The following is a 544-nucleotide window of genomic DNA, read 5'->3' on the forward strand; positions in this document are numbered from 1 at the left end:
CCAACCCCTGGGGTGTGAAAAAAGAGGGGGCGCTACGGCAAGAGCTCCTCCACCCCCATGGGCCCCCCGATCAGGGCCCGGGTGGCCAGGCCCACGAAGATCCCCGTTTCCACCACGCCGGGAATCTCCAGGAGGGCTTTGTGCAGGCCCAGGGGGTCCCCGATGGGGCCGAAGCGGCAGTCGGCGATGAGGTGGCCGTTGTCGGTGAAGTAAAACTCGTCCCCGTCCATGCGCAATGCGGGCTCGCCCCCCAGGGGGGCGAGGGCCCTAGGGGTGGCCTGGTGGCCGAGGGGGCCGATCCCCCCCGGCACCCCGCCCCGGCCCAGGACGGGAACCTTCTTGGTGTGGTCGGCCACCACGATGAACTCCCCCGCCGTGGCCTCCACGATCTTCTCCCGGAGGAGGGCCCCGCCCAGGCCCTTGATGAGGGAGAGGTCGGGGGCGATCTCGTCGGCCCCGTCAATGGCCAGGTCCACCCCCTCCGGCGGCAGGTCTACGAGGGGAATCCCCTCCTTCAGGGCCAGGTCCCGGGTGGCCTCGGAGG

1 protein-coding gene is annotated in these 544 nt (G+C 71.1%); it reads right to left on the bottom strand.

Annotated features, from left to right (window positions below; genetic code table 11):
• Positions 1–32: 32 nt before the first annotated feature.
• Positions 33–544: ribose 5-phosphate isomerase A (rpiA, locus tag BVI061214_RS00290; protein ID WP_053766889.1), on the bottom strand; the 512-nt coding region annotated here is incomplete at its 5' end.

The sequence above is a fragment of the Thermus aquaticus genome (genome assembly GCF_001280255.1).
GTDB classification, from domain to species: Bacteria; Deinococcota; Deinococci; order Deinococcales; family Thermaceae; genus Thermus; species Thermus aquaticus.